Consider the following 18190-nt stretch of genomic DNA (forward strand, 5'->3'; position numbering starts at 1 on the left):
TCTCGTCCTTCACTTCTCTCCCGGCGTGAATGCGCCGGGCGGGATGAGGCCGGTCACATAGGCCTGATAGAGCGCGTCGAGCTGCGCCCATAGCACGTCGCATTTGAAGCGCACGGCGCCGACGCAGGCCTCTTGCTCCGCCCGCGTATAGGCGTGCTGGAGAATATACGACAGAGCGAAATCGCTGTCGCGCGGCGCCTGGGCGAGACGGCGCTTGAAATAGGCCATCACGGAATCATCGACGAAATTGTAATTCTCGAGCATTCCCGCGATGCGCTCGCGATGGATCGCCGGCGCGAACAGCTCCGTCAGCGATGACGCCACCGCGATGACGAGCGGCTGCTCGACGACGAAGCGCACATAGGCCTCGACGGCGAATTTGGTCGCCGGCAGCGCGCCCTTGCGCGAGGTGACGTAATCGCGCGAGAGGCCGAGCCCGTCGGTGAGCACGAGCCAGCGCTCTATGCCGCCGCCTTCCTCGCCCAATCCATCATGATCGTGGATGCGGTGAATCCATTCGCGCCGCAATTCGCGGTCATGGACGCGACTCATGAAGGCGGCGTCCTTGCGCGGCACCGCCTCCTGATAGCAATAGCGATTGAGCGCCCAGGCCTGCACCTGGCCTTTGCTCAGCTTTCCGCCATGCAGCATCTTATGGAAAGGATGCTTGTCGTGATAGCGCTCCTCGCCGACGGCGCGGATCGCGGCCTCGAAGGCCTCCTTCGACAAGGGAGGAGCGTCGTGCCACTCGGCCGTCGAGAAGTCGTTCATAGCGTCACCTCCATGCCGTCCGCGCCGATCTCCCATCCGGCCGCATTCACGATGGCGCGTTCCTTGGAGGAAGCGTCGAGCGTCGGATTGGAGTTGTTGATGTGCACATAGATTTTGCGCGCGACGGACAAATCCTCGAAGGCTTTCATCGAGCCGTCCTCGCCGCTCATATTCACATGGCCCATGCGGGAGCCGGTCTTGCCGAGCAATCCTTGCTCGATCATCTCATTCTCATGGAATAATGTTCCATCGAAGAAGACGGCGCTCGCGCCGCGCAGGCGTTCCCGCAGCGGCTCGTCGATCTTCGCGCAGCCGGGAATATAGAAACAGCTCTTGCCCGTCGCGGTCTCGATGATCTCGACGCCGAGCGTGTCGCCCACCTGCGTGCCGAAACCCGCGACGCTCTTGTCCTCGAGCCACAGCGCAATCTTGCCATGGACGGGAAAGGCCTTCACCGCGAGGCCGAGATCGACGCCGGCGCCATGCAGGGGGATCGCCTCGTCGAAGGGAAATTCGACGCGCGTCACCAATTCAGGGACCAGAATGTCGAAGATGCGATTGCCGGCGAGCACGTTCAATATGCGGCCGGAGGAATAGATCGAGAAGGCCTGCGCCTCACGAAGGTTCAGCAGGCCGGCGACATGGTCGACGTCGCCATTGGTCAGCACGACGGATTTGATCGGGCTCGCGCGCAGACCATCTTGCGGGCCGGGCGAGAGCTGCGGCGCTTGCGCGATTTGCTGGCGCAAATCCGGCGAGGCGTTGAGCAGCGCGAAATCGACCCCATTGGCGCTGACCGCGAGCGAGGATTGCGTGCGCGCCGAAAAGCCGGGCTTGCCCTCGCGCACGGCGCGGCAATTGGCGCAATTGCAGTTCCATTGCGGGAAGCCGCCGCCGGCGCCCGATCCGAGTATCTTGATGAACATGACGCGATCCGCGACGGCGCCGTTTTTTAAAGGCGCGGTCTCTCCTCTCGAGCCGACGTTCTAGAGCGAAACCGCTTCTCCTCGAAGCGCTGTTTCGCTCCCCTCCCGATTTTGCCGCTTTTTCCCATGGCGCATGGCCATGGACGGCTTGTTTTCGCAGGCACTATGTCGGCGCGCGCGGCGGCGCGCAAGCGCCACTTTGTCGCGCCGCTCGAGCCGCCGCGTCAGGCCGGCCGCGCCTTCTCCGCCGCTCTCTCCGCCTCCTGCCGCTCCAGCTCCTTGTAGCGCTTCACGCCGAAGGGGATGGCGGCGAGATAGGCGAGGCTCGCCAGCACCAGCGTCTCCATCGGATAGATGGCGAGCAGCAGCGCCGTCACGCCGACGCAGAACAGCACGAGAATGACATATTCGCGCGGGATGCGGCCGATGCGCTTGCCGGAGAGATGCGGAATGCGGCTCGCCATCAGAAAGGCGATGGCCAGCACATAGATGATGAAGAGCGGAACCAGCGCCTTGGAGCCGGGCAGATCGACCACCGAGAGGTTGAGATAGAGCGGCAGCAGCACGGTCACGGCGCCGGCGGGCGCCGGCATGCCGACGAAGAAATCCGAATGCCAGGCCGGGCGTCCCGGATCGTCCACGGTGACGTTGAAGCGGGCGAGGCGCAGCGCGCCGGCGATGGCGAAGACGAGCGCCGCGAACCAGCCGAGCCCTTTGATCTCGTGAAGCGACCAGAGATAGAGCAGAAGCGCCGGCGCGACGCCGAAATCGACGAAATCGGCGAGCGAATCGAGCTCCGCGCCGAAGCGCGACGTGCCTTTGAGCGCGCGCGCGATGCGGCCGTCGAGCCCGTCCAGCACGGCGGCGGCGATGACGGCGGTCACGGCCGTGTCGAACTTGCCTTCCGTGGCGTAGCGTATGGCGGTGAGGCCCATGGAGAGCGCCAGAAGCGTCACCAGATTGGGCAGCACCACGCGGATCGGAATATTGCGGAAGCGCAGCCGGCGCCGTTCCGAGGGCGACAATTGCGCGTCCCGGCCCTCGGGGCCGGCGTCGAAGGACGAAGGTTCGGTCATCGGAGAGGCCTTTGTCGCGGCGACGGCTCAGCCGGCCTTGAAGCTCAGGGGAGCGGCGGTGGAGTTCACATCGGCGAGGATCGTTTCGCCCGCTATCGCGCGCGAGCCCACGGCGACGCGGGGCTTGGCGGCGGTCGGCATATAGACGTCGACGCGCGAGCCGAAACGGATGAGGCCGAAACGGTCGCCGACGCCGATCGGCTCGCCATCCTGCACGAAGCAGACGATGCGCCGCGCCACCAGGCCAGCGATCTGCACCACGCCATAGCGGCCGGAGGGCGCGTCGATGACGATTCCGTTGCGCTCATTGTCCTCGCTCGCCTTGTCGAGATCGGCGTTGAGGAAGATGCCGGGCTTATAGGCGACCTTGCTGATGCGGCCGGTGATGGGGGCGCGGTTCACATGCACGTCGAAGACGCTCATGAAGATGGAGACGCGCTGCATCGGCTCCGCGCCGAGACCGAGCTCGGCCGGCGGCAGGAAGAAGCCGATGGAGCAGACGACGCCATCCGCCGGCGACACGACGAGCCCCTCGCGCAAAGGCGTCAGGCGTTGCGGATCGCGGAAGAAATAGACGCACCAGCCTGTGGCGATGAAGCCCACCCAGCCGAGCGTCGAGGAAATCCAATGCAGCAGCAGGGCGGCGATGGCGAAGGCGGCGATGAAGATGTAGCCTTCGGGATGGATCGGGACGAGCGATTTGCGGACCGATTCGAGGATCGACATGGATGAGAGGCTCCGAATGCGGCCCGTCGCCGCAGGCGGGGCGAGTTCTGCCATTTTGCGGCGCGAAAGTCACGCGGGCGAGCCGTCTGCGCCCTTGCCCCTGCGGCGGATTCACGACAGATAGGCGCGGTCGAAGCCCAAAGAGGCGGACACCCCTCGGGGAGGAAACATGAAAGACAATATTCGCAACGGAACGGCCCTGGCCATAGCGGCCGTGTCTCTCGCGCTCGCCGGCGCCGTGACGACGGCCATGGCGGCGACGCCCGGCAAGGTGCAGTGCATCGGCGCCAACGCCTGCAAGGGCAAGAGCGACTGCCACAGCCCCAAAAACGCGTGCAAGGGCATGAACGCCTGCCAGGGCAAGGGCTGGGCCTTCGTCGAGTCCGAGGAGGCCTGCAAGGCCGCCGGCGGCAAGACGCTGAACTGATCCAGACCTCTCGCAACGACTTCTGGCAAGCGATGCGCGCCTGTCCCTCCGGGATGGGCCGCATTCGCCCGTCTCGACGTCACATCGCGGCCAGTCAAACGGCCGGCCTGCTTGCCCCGTCCCGCCACGCGCCAGCGTGATACCTCTATTTAACATGTATGATTTTCGCAAATCGGCATAGCCGATTGATTGCCAAGTTCTAGCTTAAAACATATTATATCTACAGACTTAATATTTATAAGTGGTTATGACATGACAAAAGCCTCACAGAAACAACGTATTGTGGCGACGGGCGTCGGAGCTTTGACGCTGCAGGCCTGCGCGGCGCTGGCGGCGCCGCAGGGCGGCGCCGGCGAGGCGACGGTGCAGGATGTCGTCGTGCAAGCGGAGCATGACCGGGTCGAGGCCCAAAAGGCACCCCAGACGATCGTGCGCTTCGACGAGAAGAAATTGCGCGACCTCAGCATCACCAATACGCGCGATCTCTCCGGCTATGTGCCGGGCCTGACGCAGTTCCGCACGGGCGTCACGACGTCCAACTCCAATTATTTCTTTCGCGGGATCGGCGAATATGATCCGCAGGGACAGCCCTCTGTCGGCGTCTATCTCGACGACGCCTATTTCCCGCGCCTCCTCGGCTCGCGCATCGAGCTGCTCGATGTGGAGCGTATAGACGCGCGTCCGGGGCCGCAGGACACGTCTTCGCCGCATAATGCGGAAGCCGGCGTCGTTCAGATCGTCACGCGCAAGCCGGACAATAGAAAGCGCGTCGAGGTGGAAGCGGGCTACGGCAATTACAATGAATGGAAGGTCGGCGCGCTGGTGAGCGGGCCTATCATCGCGGACGAGCTCTTCGGCAGCCTCTCCTACAGCCATCGGGCGCGCGATGGCGTCACGCGCAATCTGCTGCGCAACGCCGACGTCAACAATGTCAATCTGAGCAATGCGCTCGCCAAGCTGCGCTGGACGCCGATCCAGCCGCTCGAGGTGCTGCTCGCCTTCGACGGCGAGTTCGACGACGGCCAAGCGAAGTCCTACAATAATCTCGCCATTCCTGGAAACACGTCGAGCACGGCCTATTATCCGCTCTATCCACTGAATCACTTCCAGCAATATGGCGGAGCGCTGACGATCAGCTATCAGCTCGACGCCAATCTGCAGCTGAAGTCGATCACCCAGGCGCGCCGCTTCGAGCAGGTCGCGCTCTATGACAACACCAGCGATCTGTGGGCGCGCAGCTCCAACTGGCTCCATTATTGGGATCGCAACTACACGCAGGAGTTTCGCGTCATCGGCGATTACGATCGCCTGGATTTCAAAGGCGGCGTCTATCTCAATCGCGACGAATGGTTCTCCGGCCGACGCGCTAACGCATTCGGAACAGTGACGAGCTTTTTCGCCACTCCGCAGGTTCCGACGACCTTCCAGCCGAATTGGCAGGAGCTGTGGCAATACACCAACACTTACGCCGTCTATGGCGAAGCGAATTATCGGCTCACCGACGAATTGAAGCTCACGCTCGGAGGCCGCTATAATTACGAGAAGCAGTGGAACAATAATTACAATTATTCGCTGGTGAATGGGCAGACGACCTCGTCGTTGCTGGGCGGCGGCTTCACTTCCACCGATTGGCTCGCGGCCTTCTACAATCCGCGCGGCGTGCTCAATTGGAGCGTCCAGAACAGCGCGTCATGGGGAACGGGCTCTCCCAAAGCCGTCCTCTCCTATCAAGCGACGCCGGAGATCCTCGCTTATGCCTCCTTCTCGCAGGGTCATAAGGACGGCGGCTTCGATTTTCGCGCGCAGGGACCGACTATCGCCTCTGTGACGCAGGCGAGCGTTCCCTATAAGCCGGAGACGCTGACGACATATGAATTCGGCGTGAAATCATCATGGCTCGACGAGCGGCTGAACGTCGCGATCTCGGCCTTTTGGAACGATTTTCGCAATGTGCAGGCGACGGCGATCGATCCAGTCACCAATAGCTCGCATCGTTTCAGCGCCGGCCATGGCCGCTCCAGGGGCGTCGAAGGGCAGGCGACCTTCACGCCGATCGACGAATGGGAGATCGGCGCGACCGGCTCCTATCTCGACGCCGTGCTCGATTCTTACGCGGGAACGACGACATGGGCGACGCTGGTCAATTCGCCGTTCGGCCCCAACGCCGTCGTTCCGACCGCCGCGCATTCGGGCTCGCGTCTGCCCTATTCGCCGAAATTCCAGGGCAGCCTCTACACCAATTATCGCGTGCCGCTCGATGTGCCGGGCGTGTGGAAGATCGGCGGCTCCGTACAGGCGCAGACGTCGCTCTACACGGATATCATCAACAACCCGATCATAAAAATACCGCCGCAGACCTTCGCCAATCTGCAGACGAGCTACACCACGGCCGATGGTCATTGGACGTTTAAGCTCGCGGTGAAAAATCTCTTCGATCACCGTTATCCGCAGAGCTACACCTATCAGGCGATTTCCGCGGGACGGCCGGGCGCGGGCCTGCCTGCCTATTGGACCGTGGCCTATAATGATCCGCGCTCGATCTTCGCCTCGGTCCGCTACGTCTGGTGACGCCGAGGCCGGATCGCCCCTTCTCGACAAATCGCCTCTTTGGCTTCATGAGGGGACGCATGTTCCGTCCCTTCGTCGACGACTTCCTCGCCTGCCTGCGTTTCTACTCCCGCCTGCCGGTTCCTGCGCCGCGGGGGCATGAGATGCCGGACTTTCGCACCGCCGTGCGGGCGCTGCCGCTGGCGGGGGCGCTGATCGCGCTCGCGCCGGCCTGGACGCTGCTCGCCGCCCGCGCGCTCGGCCTGCCGCCTTTCCTCGCCGCGACGCTGGCGCTCGCCGCGCTGGTCGCCGTCACCGGCGCGCTGCATGAGGACGGGCTCGCCGATCTCGCCGATGGCTTCGGCGGCGGCGCGACGCGGGAGGAAAAGCTCGAGATCATGCGCGACAGCCGGCTCGGCTCCTATGGCGCGGTCGCGCTGATGCTCGCGCTGGCTCTGCGCCTCGGCGCCTTGACCGCCATCACGCAGCGCGGAGTCTTCGAGGCGGCGGCCATTCTCATTTTCGCGGCGTCGCTCTCGCGCACGGCCGGGCTGCTGCCGATCATGATCCTCGCGCCAGCGCGCGCGGACGGGGCCGGTCACGCCGCCATGCGGCCGTTCAAGGAGGCGCTGCAGACGGCGGCGCTGCTGGCGAGCGCCCTCTCCATTTTGCCGATCGCGCTCGGGGTCTCGCCGGTCGCGGCTCTGCTGGCCGGCGCGGCGTCCGTCGCCGCGGCCTATGCGACGGCCAAGCTCGCCGAGCGGCAGATCGGCGGCCTCACCGGCGATGTGCTCGGCGGCGCGCAGCAGGCGGCCGAGATCGCGGCGCTGCTCGTCTTCGCGAGCGGCGGCTGAAGCGGCGTCAGGCTCTGGCCGCCTCCGCCATGCGCGCCGTCGCGCGCCGCACCTCGTCGACGGCCGCGCGCAGCGTCTCCACGCCGGCGCCGGGCCGCGCCGCCTCTTCTGCGAGTCGCCGGCGGAAGGCGCGCGCGCCGGGCTTGCCGGCGAAGAGGCCGAGCATATGCCGCGTCATGTTGGAGAGACGCTCGCCATGCCGCAGTTGCGCCTCGATGTAAGGAATGAAGGCTTCCACCGCGGTGAAGCCGTCGGCCAGCGGCGCCGCCTCGCCGAACAGCTCGGGATCGACGCGGAGCAGAAGCTCCGGCTCATGATAGGCGGCGCGGCCGATCATCACGCCATCGACATGAGCGAGATGCGCGCGCATGTCCTCGAGCGTCGCAATGCCGCCGTTGATCGCGATCGGCAAATTCGGATAGGCGCGCTTCAGCTCATAGACGAGGCCGTAGTCGAGCGGTGGAACGTCGCGATTTTCCTTGGGCGAGAGGCCGGAGAGCCAGGCCTTGCGAGCGTGGACGACGAGCGCGTCGCAGCCGGCGGCGACGGAGCGCTCGGCGAGGCCGAACAGCGCGGCTCTCGGCTCCTGATCGTCGACGCCGATGCGGCATTTGACCGTGACGGGAAGCGCGACCGCATCCTTCATCGCGCGCACGCAATCGGCGACGAGATCGGGCCGCCGCATGAGGCAGGCGCCGAAAGCGCCGTTCTGCACGCGATCAGAGGGGCAGCCGACGTTGAGATTGATCTCGTCGAACCCATAGGGCTCGGCGATGCGCGCGGCCTTGGCCAGCTCGCCCGGATCGGATCCGCCGAGCTGCAGCGCCAGCGGACGCTCCGCCGCATCGAAGCCGAGCAGCCGATCGCGATCGCCGAAGATCACGGCCCCGGTCGTCAGCATCTCCGTATAGAGCCGCGCGCGGCGCGACATCAGCCGATGGAAGGAGCGACAGTGACGATCCGTCCAGTCCATCATCGGGGCCACGGAGAATCTAAAATCTCGATTTGTCAGCGATGTCATCCTGATCTCATGGCGATGGGCGGGCGCGTGCGCGCCCCGCGCCTCGATACGACAATTTTCGCTCCTTTTCGACTTCTCCGCGCAGGGCCGAATCGAGCGACGCCCGGCCTGCGCGCGGAACGATCGAGATGCGTGAGCGTGGCGAGCGCGCCGCCATCGCCGACTTGCTGGAATTGGCGACCGCCGAGCTAAGCGCGGCTCGAGGCGGATTGCTTCTGGCCAGGACGAGCCGATCGAGCCGCTCTTCGAAGATCGCGATCGATGGCGCGCGGCTCGAGTCCCGCAATCGGCGACGCTGAGACTTTCTCATCAGCCGCCGCGCGAGACAATTTGAAAGACTTCGGTTTGCGCGGCGTCGACAGACCATTCGCTCCCACTCTCGCGAGCGCGCGAATTGTCCAAACGCGTCTCGAGCCGCGCGCGTTGCGACGTCATTCGCGGCCATGCGGCGCGCTCGACATGTTTCGCTTCGACGGACGGCAGAAATTTTCGTCTCGTCACGCCTTCTGCGTAACGCTGATCGTCGACGAAGCGAATTGAGCTCAGCAAGCCGAGTCCTGGCTTGTCGCGGTCCGCTACAGGGCTGGCTCTCATTCGGGAGATCGAGATGAAAATGAGCATCATATCCGGCGGCTCGCTGGCCGCCGCGGCCGTCGCGCTCGTCCTCGCTGGCGCGGGGGCGCCGGCTTCTGCGAAAAAGGCGCACAGGACCGTGCAGTGCTTCGGCGTGAATTCCTGTCGCGGTCACTCGGCGTGCAAGTCGGCGCACAATAGCTGCAAAGGGCAGAACTCCTGCAAGGGCCATGGCTGGCTACCGGCCAAGTCCGAAGCGGCTTGCGAAGCGCAGGGCGGCGCGCTCGGCTGAATCGGGCTTTCGCCAAAAGGATGGGCGAGACTTCGCCCATCCGCTTCTCGATGCGCGGCTTCGCGCCCGGAGCGCGCGAGCGTCGCTCAAAGATCGACGAAGCTCCAGTCGCATTGCCGCCCGGCCAGATCGATCAACGCTCGGACCTTCGCAGACAGCAATCTCGCGCTCGGATAGACGAATTGGATCGGCAGCGGCTCCGGCTCATAGTCGGCCAGAACGACCTGCAGCCAGCCGGCGCGAACGAGATCGAAAACCTGATATCCGACCGCGATCGTCAGCCCCCCGTCTCTTTCTGCGTGGCAGATCGCCGCCTCGGCGCTGTTGGTCACATAGGCCGGGCGCGTCTCCACGTCGAATGCTCGCGACTGCGACCAGAAGCGCCATCGCGTCACCGGCGTCAGCGCAGAGCAGGAAATGAGGCGATAGCGGCCGAGGTCCGCCGGAGCGAGGGGCGCGCCGCCTCTCGCCTCGAGATAGGCGGGCGAACCGACGACGACGCGTCGCGTTGCGCCGAGCTTGCGCGCGACCAGCGCAGAATCGGACAAATGTCCGATGCGCAGAGCGAGATCGACGCCTTCCTCGATGAGATCGACGAAGCGGTCGGAGAGCGACAGCTCGACGCTGACCTGCGGGTGCTCGGTCATATAGCGTGAGATCAGCGGTCCGACATGCATGCGTCCGAACATCAGCGGCGCGGAGACGCTCAATCGTCCACTCGGCTCGCTCCGCTCATTCTCGGCGAGACGTTCGGCCTCCTCGAGATCGGCGACGATATGGCGGGCGCGCTCGAGGAAGCGCGCTCCCTCATCGGTCAGGCCCACCGAGCGCGTCGTGCGTTGCAGAAGACGCACGCCGAGCCGCTCCTCGAGCGCCGCGACGAGCCGCGTCGCCATAGGCGCAGAAATGCCGAGCGCCCGCGCCGCCGGCGCAAAGCCCTTATGATCGGCGACCGCGATGAAAGCGGCGATCGTGTCGAAACGGTCCATGGGATTGCGGCGCTACCTGCAACGATGTCGTGTCGAGGATGGCGATTATCATCTCGATCATTGTCTATCATCTTCCCCTGGTCAGGCGAAAGACCTGCGATCATCCTTAAAAGGAGCGCTTCATGCCTCGTATCTCCACTCCCGCCGCCATCGAAATCGCCCCCGCTGCCGCTCGCCCGCTGCTGGAGACAGTGAAGGCGAAGCTCGGCGTCGTTCCGAATTTCTATCGCCTGGTCGCCAACAGCCCCGCGAGCCTCGAAGGCCTCATCGGATTGAATGGCGCGTTGGCGAAGGGCGCGCTCGACGCCCGCACGCGCGAGCGTCTCGCCGTGGCGATCGCAGAGTTCAACGGCTGCGGCTATTGCCTTTCGGCCCATGCTTATATCGGCAAGGCGGTCGTCAAGCTCGACGATGCGGAGATCGGCGCCAATCGCGACGGCCGTTCCGCCGACCCCAAGGCGGAGGCGGCGCTGCGCTTTGCGCTCGAGGTCGCCCGCAAGCGCGGCCACGTCTCCGACGCCGATCTCGCGGCTGTTCGCGCGGCGGGATTCGGCGAGGGAGAGATCATCGAGATCATCTTCCATGTCGGGCTCAACACGCTGACCAATTACATCAATGAAGTCGCCGACACGCTGGTCGACTTTCCCGCGCTCGAGACGCGCCGCGTGGCGTAGATTGCAAGCGCGTCTGGATTCGTTCCAGGCGCGCGCCTTCATTGGAGCAATGAGCATGTCGAGACCGCCGCTTCCCCCCTTCACGCTCGAAACCGCGACGCAAAAGGTGCGCGTCGCCGAGGACGGCTGGAACAGCCGCGATCCACAAAAGGTCGCGCTCGCCTACACGCCGGACAGTCGCTGGCGCAATCGCGCCGAATTCATCGTCGGCCGCGATCAGATCGAAGCTTTTCTCGGGCGCAAATGGTCGCGCGAGCTGGACTATCGGCTCATCAAGGAGCTGTGGGCCTTTCGCGAGAACCGCATCGCGGTGCGCTTCGCCTATGAATGGCGTGACGACAGCGGCGCCTGGTTCCGTGCCTATGGCAATGAGAATTGGGAGTTCGACGAGCATGGCCTCATGCGCTTGCGCATCGCCTCTATCAACGATCTTGCGATCGTCGATGCCGATCGCAAGTTCCATTGGCCGCTCGGCCGCCGCCCGGACGAGCATCCGGGCCTAAGCGACCTCGGTCTTTGATCGAACGCCGCGCGAGCGCGATAGCTGCGCTCGCGCGTCGATCCTTTTCTCGCGTCTCGGGAGGCAATCGACATGACCTATCCCAGCGACATCGCCTTCACGCCCACCGTCAAGTCAATTCAAGCGCGCGAGGGCTCGCGCCGCGCCTATGCGCGCATGGAGGAGGAGCATTCGTGGCGAACGAGCGTGACGCCGGACATAGAGGCCTTTATCGCGCAGCAGACCAGCGTGTTTCTCGCGACCGCGAATAGGGAAATGCAGCCCTATATCCAGCATCGCGGCGGCCCCGCCGGCTTTTTGAAGACGCTCGACGAGTCGACCATCGGCTTCGCTGATTTCTCGGGAAATCGCCAATATGTGACGATCGGCAATCTCGCCGACAATCCGAGAGCCTATCTCTTCTTGATCGACTATTCGCGCCGTCGCCGCGTGAAGATTTGGGGAACGGCGCGCGTCGTGGAAGACGACGCCGAGCTGATCGCGCGGCTCGCGCCGAAAGACTATGCGGCGCGCGTCGAGCGCGCGATCCTTTTTTCCGTTGTCGCCTTGGATGTGAACTGCCCCAGCCATATTCCGCAGCGCTTCGAGGCGGCCGACGTCGCCGCCGCGCTGGCGGAACGAGACGCGCGCATCGCTGCGCTGGAAGCTCGAGTGCAGGAGCTGCGCGCGAGCGCGGACCCTGGCGCGGTCATATCGATTTGATCTCGCCGCCATCCATCCGCAGCGTCACGCCTGTCATCCAGCGCGCCGCCGGCGAAATGGCGAAGGCGATCAGCTCCGCGATATCCTCCGGCGTTCCATAGCGCGTGATCTTCGTCTCCGCGGCGAAGGCGTTCATGGCCGTGTCGATCGACAGGCCTTTCGCCTGGCCATAGAGCGCGAGCATGGCGCGGCGTCGATCGGTCAACACAGGGCCGGGCAGCACGGCGTTCACCTGCACGCCATCGCCGACTCCGCGCTCGGCGAAAGCTTTCGCGAGCGCCGAAATGGCGGCGTTGATCGTTCCGACTGCGGCGAGCGAGGCTTTCGGCGTCAGCGCCGAGGTCCCGGAGATGAAAACCACCGAGCCTCTATATTCGACGAGCGTTTCCCAAGCGGCGAGCGTCAGACGACGCGCAGCGTGGAATTTGAGCGAGAGGCCATCTGTCCATTCTTCTTCGCTCATCGCGAAGAGGTCGGCTTGCGGAACCGCGCCGGCGATGTTGACGAGCGCGTCTATGCGTCCGAAGCGATCACGCGTCGTCTCGATCGCCTCGCGCGCCGCATCTGCGACGCGCAAATCGCGCGAGAGCGTGAGGCTCGCGGCTCCGGCTGCGCTCACCGCCTCGGCGACGCTCGCGAGGGCGATGGCGTCGCGCGCGACGAGGACGACGGCGGAGAAATCTCGGGCGAGACGGATGGCGGTCGCGCGGCCGATTCCGCGGCTCGCTCCGGTCACGATCGCGACACGTTCCTGGTTCGGCATGGCCAATTCCTTCGTATGAGCAAAGAGAGTCGGGGCCGATCCGAGAGGCTGTCGGATCGGCCCCATTCGCCGGAGGAGGGGGCTATTTTCCGGCGAACATCGCTTTGATCTCGGAGGCGACGAGCGGGACATTCTCTTCGAGCGCGAAATGTCCGCCGTCGAGCCAGACGAGCTTGGCGTCCGGCAAATCCTTCTTGAACGCCTCGGCTCCGGCCGGAATGAAGATCGGATCGTTCTTGCCCCAGACGATCAAGGTCTTCGGGCGATGCGCGCGGAACGATGCGTGCCAGGCGTCATAGGAGGCGACATTGGTCTTGTAGTTTTCGAGCAGATCGATCTGATAGGCGGCGACGCCCGGCCGATCGAGCAAGGCTTGATCGACCGTCCAATTATCGGGATCGATCGCCTCGGGATTGCGCGCGCCATACACATATTGGAATTTGGTCATATCCGCCTGCAGCAGGCTGCGCGCGCCGGCTTCGCTCTTTTCGTCGCGCTTTTCCCACAAAGGCAGAAAGACCTGGCGCGGCGCCTCGCCCACGCCTTCGAGATAGGCGTTGGCGTTCTGCACCACCAATCCGGCGACCTGATGCGGACGCGCAGCCTGTATGCGGAATCCGACCGGGCCGCCATAATCCTGCATGTAGAGCACATAAGAGCTCAGGCCGAGCTGATCGATCAGGCCGGTCACATGGGCGGTGAGCGTCTCGAATGTGTAGGGGAATTGATCCGCCGCCGGCGCCTCCGAATGGCCGAAGCCGACATAATCCGGCGCGACGACGTGAAACTTGTCGGCGAGCGCCGGGATCAGCTCGCGATACATGCGCGACGAGGTCGGAAAGCCGTGAAGGAGAATGATCGCCGGCGCTTTCGGATCGCCGGCCTCGCGAAAGAAGATCGAGCGTCCCATGACGTCGAGATGCCGATGTCGGACTTCGGGATTCTGGAAGTGCGCGCGGTTGGATTGGAGAGGCATGGCGGTCGCGATCGTCGCGGCCGACACGGCGGCGAGCGTGAGGAGGGGATTGGAGGCGAGGAACATGGGGTCTCCTGTAACCACTGTTATACATATATAGTGGTGACACTTGCGGCGACGCCTGTCAAGGTTCACTTTACCGGTTACAAAAATTTGCCGGCTGCGCATGAGGAGAGGGTGGGGAGATGGCGACCGATGTGAGCGAGTGGCGAGACGGGATGCCATTCTTTGGAGGCGCGCTCTGGATCGACTTTCTCAATACGACGCCGGTGATGAACGGCGAGGCGGTCGATTTTCTCTCCGACGCGGAGGGGCTGGCCAAATGGGCGCGCGCCGCGGGAATCGATTGCGCAGTGAAACCGTCGAAGGCGGAGCTGAAGTCGGCGTGGGAGGCGCGCGCGGCGCTACGCGCGCTCTTCGACAAGCTTTCTGCGGGGCGCGCGATCTCCGCCCAGCGCCTCGAGCCGATCGATCGCCTGCTCGGCGCGGTGGTGATTCGTCAGCGATTGAACCTGCGTGACGGCCATGTGGCGCTCATCGAGGATGCGCGCATCGAGAAGGATGTCGTGGCGACGACCGTCGCGCGGGATTTCGCGCAATTCGTTTGTGAGGCGGAGCCTGCTCGGCTCAAGCGCTGCGGCAACCCGGCGTGCTCTATGGTGTTCTACGATCGCGGCCGCAATAACATTCGGCGCTGGTGCACGATGGCGATCTGCGGCAATCGCGACAAGGTCGCGCAATATCGCGCGCGCAAGGCGCGAGAGAAATGAGCTATGTCCGCGGCCGAGTCGCGGCCCGGCATTCCAATAAGCGTGGAATCGTCTCTCGAGTCGGAGCGATGGGCGTTTCTGCAATCCCGATGTCGAACGCATGCTCGTCTATGGCGCTTCGAGCCGCATCCAGATTTGATCGAATATAATGCAATCTGGCGTCTTATAGTAAAGTCACAAGCAGGGGTCGCGCCTCGTCCTGCCGGAAGGAATACCGAACCCAACACCTTCGGTGTCCACAAAAATGTCTCTATTGGACCAGGATTTAGGCGGATTGCCTTGATTATCGGCTTGCCCGAGGACCTCTGCGGTCACTACCTATATTACAAATATATCACGTGTTCGGCGAGCCGCCGCCGCTAGTCGTGGCGCAACCGTTTCATATAGAGCGCAACCAAGGGATGTCATGACAAAGAACAGCGCTGCGACGCCGCATATACGTGATGCGGTTTACTCCACCAGCTCCGCGCTCGCTTTGTCGGTCGTTCTGACAGTCGCCGCCTCGGCTCAGGAGGCTTTGCCGGCGATCGAGATCGGCGTGGCGTCGGGCGGCTCCAACGCCGCCTCCTCGGGAGCGCCGCTGGCGCCGCAGCTCGCCCGGCCGGATCTCCAGCCCGACAATGTCGCCAATGCCGCGCGCGTCGCCACCAGCAGCCGCTCGCACACGCAGACATTCACGCGGCAGGACATAGAGGAGCTGAACCCGCAGGATGTGTTCGGCCTGCTGCGCAATGCGACCAGCATTCTCGTCACCTATCAGGGCCGCAAATTTCCGAACAATCTGAAATTCCGCGGCGACGGCAATTTCGGCTTCATCGTCGACGGCGCCTATGTGAGCGCGCAGACCGCAGGCCTGATGATGCAATCGCTGCCCGTTTCGGCGCTCGATCAGGTCGATGTCGTGCGCGACGCTTCGGCGCTGACGCATGGCCCGCTCGTCGATTTCGGCTCCTCCTCGGGCGCGCTCAACAGCGGCTTCGTCGTCGTGCGCACACATACGCCGCAAGAGAATGAAATGGAGCTGCGCACGGCGGCGCAGAGCTATGGCGGCGTGCTCGGCAGCGTCTATGGCGGCTATGTCTTCGGGAAGAAGCCCGGCGAGATTCCAGCCTTTATCTCGGGCTTCATTAAGAAGAGCTCCGACGATGGGCCGGCGAACGGCTCCAACTGGAACGACACGGTCGCCGGCTTGCTCAAGGGCGGCTTCACTGTCGGTCCGCTCGACACCAGCTTCACCCTGTTTCAGTCGAGCACGCGCTATGGCTTTCAGCAGGGGACCTTCGGCGAGCAGACGGCGAGCACGCTCGCGCAGAAATGGGGCTATTCGCCGATCGAATCGACATTCCTATCCTGGAACTCGACGTTCCGCTGGGACGAGCACAATGTCAGCCTGCTCACGCTCGCCTATACGCGAACGGAGGACAACAACGTCCTCGCCTCCTTCACCAGCCCCAATCTGACAGTCGCCAATGAGCAGGGCTATACCGGCCAGATCAACGCGCGCCACAGCTTCACCTATGATGGCACATTGGCGCAGCTCGGCCTGCAATATGTGAACTGGGCGAGCCCCAGCGGACAGACCAATTACGCCAATTATGCGCGCAAGGAGGACACGCTCAGCGGCTATGGCAATTTCGAGCAGAAGCTGCTCGAAGATCGCCTGATCTTCGACGCGAGCTTCCGGCTGGACAATCACTTCGATTATGTCGGAGTCGATTCGGCCGGAACGACGAGATATTTCTACAATCGCGGCTTCCCGCTCGCGGTGAATTATGCGGGCGGCGCCACGGTGAAGCCGCTGCGCGGATCGGGGATCGGTGGGATGGGCGCGTCCCTCGGCGATCTCAATCCGCTCGAGGGCCTCGCCAATGTCTCCTTCAGCGGCCGCTACTCGCACACTGAGCAGAGCGATATGTCCGGCATTATCGCGGACGCGAACGTCACTCTGCTGCCGGAGAAGCAGGACAAATACGAAGCGGGCGTCAAAATCCCGGTCTTCCGCTGGTTCACGCCGGAAGTGACTTATTTCGACACCGAAATTCAGAACAACAAGCAGCCCTCGCGCACCGTCACGGTGAACAATAACAACATCACTTACTGGACGCAGGGCAATACCTCGCGCAAGGGCGTAGAGGCGGTCGCGCAAGGCGTGCTGCAGGACGAGCTTTTCGGCAAGACGACCTATCGCGGCAGCTACACGCGGCTGACCGAGGTCTATAGCAATTCGCTGGGAACCTACGACTGGCTCAACCCCTATCGCTTCCAGACTCCCAGAACGCAAATCAACTTCGCGTTCACCCATGCTTGGGACCGTTTCACCGGCACGGTCGCGCTCAATCATGTCTCCATGTACTGGTCCAATGGCTTCGCCGTCGACAACGCCTATCACCAGATCGGCAACTACACGACGCTGGACGCCAACATCGCTTATAAATTCCAGCTCATGGATTGGGATGCGCGGCTCAGCTTCTACGGCCGCAACATCACCAATAAGCGCTATGAGACGATCTACACCTACAAGGCCTGGGGCGCCGTCTGGGGCTCGGAGCTGAAGCTCTCCTGGGGCGAGCATTCCTCGCCCGTGCCGCTGCCGGGCATGGCGGCGCCGGCCGGAGCCGACGATGCGCCGTCGCCCTGGAGCGGGCTCTACGCCGGCCTCAACGCCGGCGGACTCTTCGGCGACGGACATGGGGTCAACACGGTTCCCGGCACGTCCACCATTCTCGGCGACGCTTACGACGACAAGGGCGCGGTCGGCCGCCCGGCGACCTTCTTCGGCCGGGCCAGCGCCTCCAGCGCGGCGAGCACGATCCCGCTCGGCGTCGGCGGCGGAATCGGCGGCGCGCAGCTCGGCTATAATTGGCGCTTCCGTCCCGATGTGATCGGCGGTCTCGAGCTCGATCTGCAAGGCGTGGCGGGCGGGCGCGCCTCGGGCTCCTCGCTGCGCTCCGCGACTGAGCCCGTCACCGGCGCGAATGTGGCGACGTCGACGGCGGTGACGAAGAGCCTCGCCTATCTCGGCACGGCGCGCGGCCGCGTCGGCTATCTCGTGGCGCCGACGCTGCTTCCCTATCTCACCGCCGGTCTCGCCTATGGCGAAGGCGGCTTCTCGACGTCTCTGACGCAGTCCTCCACCGCGGCGTCCTTCGCGCCGAACGGCGGAACCATCGGCTCTTCGTCGATCCGCATCGGCTGGGCGGCGGGCGCTGGCGGCGAATGGATGTTCCGGCAGAGTTGGAGCGCCAAGCTGGAATATCTGCGCTACGACCTCGGCAACCAGGGCGCCTATGGGATCATGGCCGGCTATAATCAGACAGCGGCCGCCAATCCGGGCCTCTATGGGGCGGCCGTGATCTCGTCGTCGCGCCTCGCCGGCCATGTCCTGCGCGCCGGCGTCAACTATCATTTTGAATAGAGGCCGACGATTCTCGTGTGCATCGGGAGAGGGCCGGCATAGCGCCGTCTCTCTCTTTGCGCGCAGGCGTAGCAATCTCGGTCGGTTTTCGGCTCTTAGAGCAGGGAGTCGAAAGGCGCGATCATCTATTGCAAAAAAAATCCGCAAGTCAGCAAAAAAAGATGCAAC

17 protein-coding genes are annotated in these 18190 nt (G+C 64.0%); 9 read left to right on the plus strand and 8 right to left on the minus strand.

Annotation, left to right across the window (positions count from 1 at the left end):
- Positions 1-9: 9 nt before the first annotated feature.
- The 4 genes from pqqC to METLW4_RS0102550 form a co-directional block, all read right to left on the minus strand.
- Positions 10-771 (minus strand): pyrroloquinoline-quinone synthase PqqC, encoded by a 762-nt coding sequence (gene pqqC, locus METLW4_RS0102535; RefSeq protein ID WP_018264637.1) that lies wholly within the window; start codon positions 769-771, stop codon positions 10-12.
- Positions 768-1697, minus strand: coding sequence for a pyrroloquinoline quinone biosynthesis protein PqqB (gene pqqB / locus METLW4_RS0102540; RefSeq protein WP_018264638.1), 930 nt, complete (start codon positions 1695-1697; stop codon positions 768-770). The genes pqqC and pqqB overlap by 4 nt, the downstream gene beginning before the upstream one ends.
- Positions 1698-1921: 224 nt before the next feature.
- Positions 1922-2773 (minus strand): CDP-diacylglycerol--serine O-phosphatidyltransferase, encoded by an 852-nt coding sequence (pssA, locus tag METLW4_RS0102545; protein WP_018264639.1) that lies wholly within the window; start codon positions 2771-2773, stop codon positions 1922-1924.
- A gap of 27 nt (positions 2774-2800) precedes the next feature.
- Entirely contained in the window at positions 2801-3499 is a 699-nt protein-coding gene (locus tag METLW4_RS0102550; protein ID WP_018264640.1) for a phosphatidylserine decarboxylase, read from the minus strand.
- Positions 3500-3668: 169 nt separating this feature from the next.
- On the opposite strand from METLW4_RS0102550, the gene bufA2 (METLW4_RS0102555) reads away from it, so the two are divergent.
- The 3 genes from bufA2 (METLW4_RS0102555) (at position 3669) to cobS (ending at position 7327) form a co-directional block, all read left to right on the plus strand.
- The gene (bufA2, locus tag METLW4_RS0102555) at positions 3669-3926 is read left to right on the plus strand and encodes a BufA2 family periplasmic bufferin-type metallophore (protein ID WP_018264641.1); all 258 of its coding nucleotides are present in this window, start codon (positions 3669-3671) and stop codon (positions 3924-3926) included.
- A 252-nt stretch (positions 3927-4178) separates the two neighbouring features.
- Positions 4179-6494 (plus strand): TonB-dependent receptor, encoded by a 2316-nt coding sequence (locus METLW4_RS0102560; protein ID WP_083919181.1) that lies wholly within the window; start codon positions 4179-4181, stop codon positions 6492-6494.
- 59 nt (positions 6495-6553) lie between these two features.
- Entirely contained in the window at positions 6554-7327 is a 774-nt protein-coding gene (cobS, locus tag METLW4_RS0102565; protein ID WP_018264643.1) for an adenosylcobinamide-GDP ribazoletransferase, read from the plus strand.
- Between the two features lie 7 nt (positions 7328-7334).
- Here cobS and dusA read toward each other — a convergent pair whose 3' ends face one another.
- Positions 7335-8348 carry a tRNA dihydrouridine(20/20a) synthase DusA gene (gene dusA, locus METLW4_RS0102570; protein ID WP_083919182.1) on the minus strand — a complete coding sequence of 338 codons (1014 nt, stop codon included), beginning with the start codon at positions 8346-8348 and terminating at the stop codon, positions 7335-7337.
- 607 nt (positions 8349-8955) lie between these two features.
- On the opposite strand from dusA, the gene bufA2 (METLW4_RS0102585) reads away from it, so the two are divergent.
- Positions 8956-9213: a BufA2 family periplasmic bufferin-type metallophore gene (gene bufA2, locus METLW4_RS0102585; protein ID WP_026191196.1), complete on the plus strand. Its 258-nt coding sequence runs from the start codon at positions 8956-8958 to the stop codon at positions 9211-9213.
- Positions 9214-9299: 86 nt separating this feature from the next.
- On the opposite strand, the gene METLW4_RS0102590 is transcribed toward bufA2 (METLW4_RS0102585), so the two are convergent.
- Positions 9300-10202: a LysR family transcriptional regulator gene (locus METLW4_RS0102590; protein ID WP_018264648.1), complete on the minus strand. Its 903-nt coding sequence runs from the start codon at positions 10200-10202 to the stop codon at positions 9300-9302.
- A 122-nt stretch (positions 10203-10324) separates the two neighbouring features.
- Between METLW4_RS0102590 and METLW4_RS0102595 the strand changes: the two genes are divergently transcribed.
- The 3 genes from METLW4_RS0102595 (at position 10325) to METLW4_RS0102605 (ending at position 12098) form a co-directional block, all read left to right on the plus strand.
- Positions 10325-10876, plus strand: a complete 552-nt coding sequence (locus METLW4_RS0102595) for a carboxymuconolactone decarboxylase family protein (RefSeq protein WP_018264649.1) — start codon at positions 10325-10327, stop codon at positions 10874-10876.
- 55 nt (positions 10877-10931) lie between these two features.
- A complete protein-coding gene (locus METLW4_RS0102600; RefSeq protein WP_026191197.1) occupies positions 10932-11396 on the plus strand; it encodes a nuclear transport factor 2 family protein in 465 nt (154 codons plus the stop codon).
- Positions 11397-11468: 72 nt separating this feature from the next.
- Positions 11469-12098 (plus strand): pyridoxamine 5'-phosphate oxidase family protein, encoded by a 630-nt coding sequence (locus METLW4_RS0102605; RefSeq protein ID WP_018264651.1) that lies wholly within the window; start codon positions 11469-11471, stop codon positions 12096-12098.
- On the opposite strand, the gene METLW4_RS0102610 is transcribed toward METLW4_RS0102605, so the two are convergent.
- Both METLW4_RS0102610 and METLW4_RS0102615 read right to left on the minus strand, forming a co-directional pair.
- Positions 12085-12861: an SDR family oxidoreductase gene (locus METLW4_RS0102610; protein ID WP_018264652.1), complete on the minus strand. Its 777-nt coding sequence runs from the start codon at positions 12859-12861 to the stop codon at positions 12085-12087. The genes METLW4_RS0102605 and METLW4_RS0102610 overlap by 14 nt on opposite strands.
- 82 nt (positions 12862-12943) lie before the next feature.
- On the minus strand, positions 12944-13903 hold the full coding sequence (locus METLW4_RS0102615; RefSeq protein ID WP_018264653.1) for an alpha/beta fold hydrolase: 960 nt from the start codon (positions 13901-13903) through the stop codon (positions 12944-12946).
- Positions 13904-14055: 152 nt separating this feature from the next.
- On the opposite strand from METLW4_RS0102615, the gene METLW4_RS0102620 reads away from it, so the two are divergent.
- Together METLW4_RS0102620 and METLW4_RS26215 are read left to right on the plus strand one after the other, a co-directional pair.
- Positions 14056-14607, plus strand: coding sequence for a CGNR zinc finger domain-containing protein (locus tag METLW4_RS0102620; protein ID WP_026191198.1), 552 nt, complete (start codon positions 14056-14058; stop codon positions 14605-14607).
- Between the two features lie 406 nt (positions 14608-15013).
- A complete protein-coding gene (locus METLW4_RS26215) occupies positions 15014-18022 on the plus strand; it encodes a TonB-dependent receptor plug domain-containing protein (protein WP_018264655.1) in 3009 nt (1002 codons plus the stop codon).
- Positions 18023-18190: the final 168 nt, after the last annotated feature.

The organism is Methylosinus sp. LW4, from assembly GCF_000379125.1.
Classification (GTDB): domain Bacteria; phylum Pseudomonadota; class Alphaproteobacteria; order Rhizobiales; family Beijerinckiaceae; genus Methylosinus.